This window comes from Enterobacter sp. C6 (assembly GCF_008122455.1).
Lineage (GTDB): Bacteria > Pseudomonadota > Gammaproteobacteria > Enterobacterales > Enterobacteriaceae > Enterobacter > Enterobacter pseudoroggenkampii.
This window is the reverse complement of the sequence record NZ_QPFW01000080.1, coordinates 1-3,743: the sequence shown is the minus strand read 5'-3', so window position 1 is coordinate 3,743 and position 3,743 is coordinate 1. Positions and strand designations below refer to the sequence as shown.

Here is a 3,743-nt window from a genome sequence, read left to right as displayed (position 1 = left end):
GTTCCGGCAGCGTGTTGCGCAGCGTAATACACACCAGCGCATCTATTTCCGGTAGGTGCTGCAGGTCGCTCACGGTGATAAACCCGCGCCGATCGCACCGGCTGACGTCGTCGTCGAGTTCCGCATCCCACCACAGCCCTACCCGCTGATGGCTCACCAGCATCTGGTTGACGATTTTCACCGTCGTTCGGAAATCGCGCATTCGGGCATTCAGATGGAAGGCAAGGGTATCCAGCGCGGCCATCTCGTTGACGTCCGTGGCGGTGGTAATCACCGGGTCCGCCCCCAGCATTTCCGCCAGATAGCGGGTCAGCGCATTCGCCCCGCCAGCATGGCCGGAAAGCAGGCTAATCACGTGCTGCCCACGCTCGTCGATCACCACCACCGCCGGGTCGCTCAGCTTGTCGTGGATGAGGGGTGCCAAAACGCGCACCGCAATGCCGGTGGCGCCGATAAAAATCAGCGCCGGGTAGCGCGTGAACGCCTCGCGCACCGCCGGGGCAAAGCCGCCATCGAAGGAGATAAAGCCCTCTTCCCGCAGGCCCTCGCTGGTAAAGCAGGTGACCGGCAGCATTGCCGCCAGACGCTTCGCCAGCCGCACGCCGCCCGGCGTCAGGCAAAACAGCGCGATGGGCTCAGGCTTTACGGTATTCATGGCTAAAATCCGCGGCATAGAGTTTTGAGTAGTGATACTCCTCGCCCAGGAACTTCCCGACCAGAATGAGCGCCGTTTTGCGGATCCCCGCCTCGCGTACTTTGTCGGCGATATCCGCCAGCGTGCCGCGGACGGTGTGGCTTTCCGGCCAGGTCGCTTTATAAATGACGGCAACGGGCGTGGTGGCCGGATAACCGCCTTCAATCAGGCGTTCCGCCACCCGGTGAATACGCTGGACAGAGAGATAAATCGCCATGGAGGTTTGATGGCTGGCAAATGACTCCAGCTGTTCACGCGCCGGCACCGGCGTGCGGCCTTCGAGGCGGGTAATAATCAGGCTCTGCGAGACTTCAGGGACGGTGTATTCCACCCCAAGCTCCGCCGCGGCGCCGAGGAAAGCGCTGACGCCGGGCACCACCTGCCAGGCAATGCCCCGTTTGGTCAGCTCTTCGCCCTGCTCACGAACGGAGCCGTAGAGCGAGACATCGCCGGTCTGTAAACGTACCACCGTTTTTCCGGCCTTCACGCCCGCCGCCATCAGCTCGATTATCTGTTCTAAATGGAGTTCCGCGCTGTCGTGGCATTCGGCTCCCTGCGGGCAATACGCCAGCAGCTCGGTATTGATAAGCGAACCGGCATAGATAACCACCTGCGCCTGCTGCAGCAGCCGGTAGCCCTTGAGCGTGATAAGCTCACGGTCACCGGGACCGGCACCGACAAACCACACGCAACGGGAATCAAACGTCTCAGACATGGTGTTCTTCCTTCTGACAGGCGATAACAAAAACGGGATTATTCGGTTTGAAATAGTGACCGCTGCCGAGCGGGGTCAGCGCGGAGACCTGCATTTGCAGGCAATCAATGTTCTGGACGCCGATCTGCTGCAGATGGGCCAGTGCGGTAGTGAGGTTTTCCTGCAGGATAAACGTCATCACCAGACGTCCGCCGGGATATAGCTGGCGCAGGGACCAGTCGATAAGCGAGGTCAGATGGCCGCCGCTGCCGCCCATAAAGACCGCATCGGCCTTATCCGCCACGGGTAAGGGCGCAACGCCCGGCAAAATCGCGATATTGCGACAGGCAAAATGCTGGCGATTTTCCGCAAGCAGCTGCAGAGCTGCAGGGTTACGCTCTATGGCCGTCACGTGCAGCGAGGGAAACAGCAGCGCCGCCTCTATCGACACGCTCCCGGTTCCCGCACCGACGTCAATCAGGTGGCTGGCGCGTTGCAGCTCGAGCTTCGTGAGGGCCAGCGCGCGTACCGCCTCTTTGGTCATCGGCACCGTTTCGCCGCGCAGAAACAGTTCATCTTTCATCGAGGATCACCACCGCATTCATCTCATAGTCGGCACTGACCTCACTGACGGGCAGCCAGTGGATCCGTTCATTTTCCATCGCCAGGTTTTCACCAATCACCATCCAGCGATGGCCCTTCCCGCGCGCCACCAGCTGCGCGGCAATCTCTTTCGGCCCATACTGGCTATCGGTGACCATCGCCACTTTGCGATGCCGTGCCAGCTCGTCAACATTCACGCTGCGGCCATGGCTGCTGGTGAGCCACATCTCATTCATATCAATGCCCGCCTGCGCGCACAGGTACTGCACCGCGCTGATACCGGGAATAATGCGCACGCGCGCCATACCGAAATGCGCCACCATCCGCGATCCGATGCCGTAAAAGAGCGGATCGCCGGAGGCCACAATCACCACCTTTTTCTCCTGACGCGCCTCAACCCAGGCCAGCAGCGCCGGAATGTTGGCCCCCAGGACAAACGTCTCGCCGCAAAACGCCGGGAACTGCAGCAGATGGCGTTTTCCGCCGACCAGCGCATCGGCGCGATCGATCGCTTCACGCGCGGCGGGCGTCATCAGGCGCAATCCCGCAGGCCCCATTCCCACGACCGTTAACATTGCAGCGCCCGGGCAATCGCCTCGACCGGGCGGTTGCTGCCCAGCACCTGGTTATCAAAGGAAAACAGAATGGCGTCACAGGTCGGCGGATTTTTGGTAAAGCGCAGCATCTGCATTACGCGCAGGCAGATCCGTTCGGCGAGATGGCTGTAAAGCGCCTGAAAACCCCAGGTGTCGATATGTTCCATCGCCGCTTCGGTGGTATCGCATTCGCTGACGACGGTGAGTAATTCCAGCGGCGCACCGAGCAGCGCCAGATGCGCCACCAGCGTTTCCATGCGCGCATCGGCGATATGGCTGTGGGTGTGGAATATCCCGGCGGCAATTTTGATGAGCTTGCCGGGGTGGCCGACCAGCACTATCTGGCGAAACCCCAGCCGCACCGCCTCTTCGATCATGTAGCCGACAAAGTTGCTCATGGTGACCACGACATCTTGATCAATGCCCATCTGCTCGCGCACAAAGCGCTCGCCATGATTGCCCGGCACCAGCACGACCCGCTCCAACCCGGCCGCGCGTTTAATCTCCAGCTCCAGAGAAAGCGAGCGTTTCCAGCTCTCCTCTGACATCGGCGTGACAATGCCGGTGGTGCCGATGATCGAAATACCGCCCAGGATCCCGAGGCGTGAGTTGTAGGTTTTCTGCGCCCGCTCTTCGCCTTCAGGGGCGAAGATTTCCACGTTGGCCCCGCGCGTCGGGCCAATCGCCTCGCGCACGGCGGACTCAATGGTGTGACGCGGCGTGCGGTTGATCGCCGCGCTGCCGATGGGCAGGCCGATGCCTTTGCGCGTCACGGTCCCCACGCCCTCGCCGCCCGCCAGCGTAATCTCGCCGCTGTCGTTGAGCGTCACACGGGCGAAAATCAGCATGCCGTGGGTGGCGTCAACGTCATCACCGCCGTCTTTGCGGATGGCCGCAATCGCCTGCTGCCCTTCAATGTGCGGCGATTCCACGTTCAGACACAGCGTGACGCCGGAGGGTGTCACAATGGAGACCTGATGAATGAGGTGCTGGCGCAGCACCATCAGTGCGGCGACTTTCGCTGCCGCGGTCGCGCAGGAGCCGGTGGTGTAGCCTTTACGTAATGCCTTCCCGTTATGCCATACCGGGGCATCGAAGGTGGAATCGCTCATCGCGCCCCCTGCAGGTAATAGAGCATGGCGTTCACAATCGCCGC

5 protein-coding genes are annotated in these 3,743 nt (G+C 61.4%); all 5 read right to left on the bottom strand.

Translation table 11 applies throughout. The features are described 5' to 3' along the window. Positions 1-655 (bottom strand): cobalt-precorrin 5A hydrolase (locus DOU50_RS00835; protein ID WP_322742053.1); only part of this gene is annotated, 655 nt, incomplete at its 3' end. Next, entirely contained in the window at positions 636-1,409 is a 774-nt protein-coding gene (locus DOU50_RS00830) for a cobalt-precorrin-4 methyltransferase (protein ID WP_048989910.1), read from the bottom strand. The genes DOU50_RS00830 and DOU50_RS00835, both read right to left, overlap by 20 nt. Next, positions 1,402-1,971, bottom strand: coding sequence for a decarboxylating cobalt-precorrin-6B (C(15))-methyltransferase (locus DOU50_RS00825; RefSeq protein ID WP_148768532.1), 570 nt, complete (start codon positions 1,969-1,971; stop codon positions 1,402-1,404). The genes DOU50_RS00830 and DOU50_RS00825 overlap by 8 nt, the downstream gene beginning before the upstream one ends. After that, positions 1,961-2,566, bottom strand: a complete 606-nt coding sequence (locus DOU50_RS00820; RefSeq protein ID WP_061715603.1) for a cobalt-precorrin-7 (C(5))-methyltransferase — start codon at positions 2,564-2,566, stop codon at positions 1,961-1,963. The genes DOU50_RS00825 and DOU50_RS00820 overlap by 11 nt, the downstream gene beginning before the upstream one ends. Beyond that, positions 2,560-3,699 (bottom strand): cobalt-precorrin-5B (C(1))-methyltransferase CbiD, encoded by a 1,140-nt coding sequence (gene cbiD, locus DOU50_RS00815; protein WP_061715604.1) that lies wholly within the window; start codon positions 3,697-3,699, stop codon positions 2,560-2,562. The genes DOU50_RS00820 and cbiD overlap by 7 nt, the downstream gene beginning before the upstream one ends. Positions 3,700-3,743: the final 44 nt, after the last annotated feature.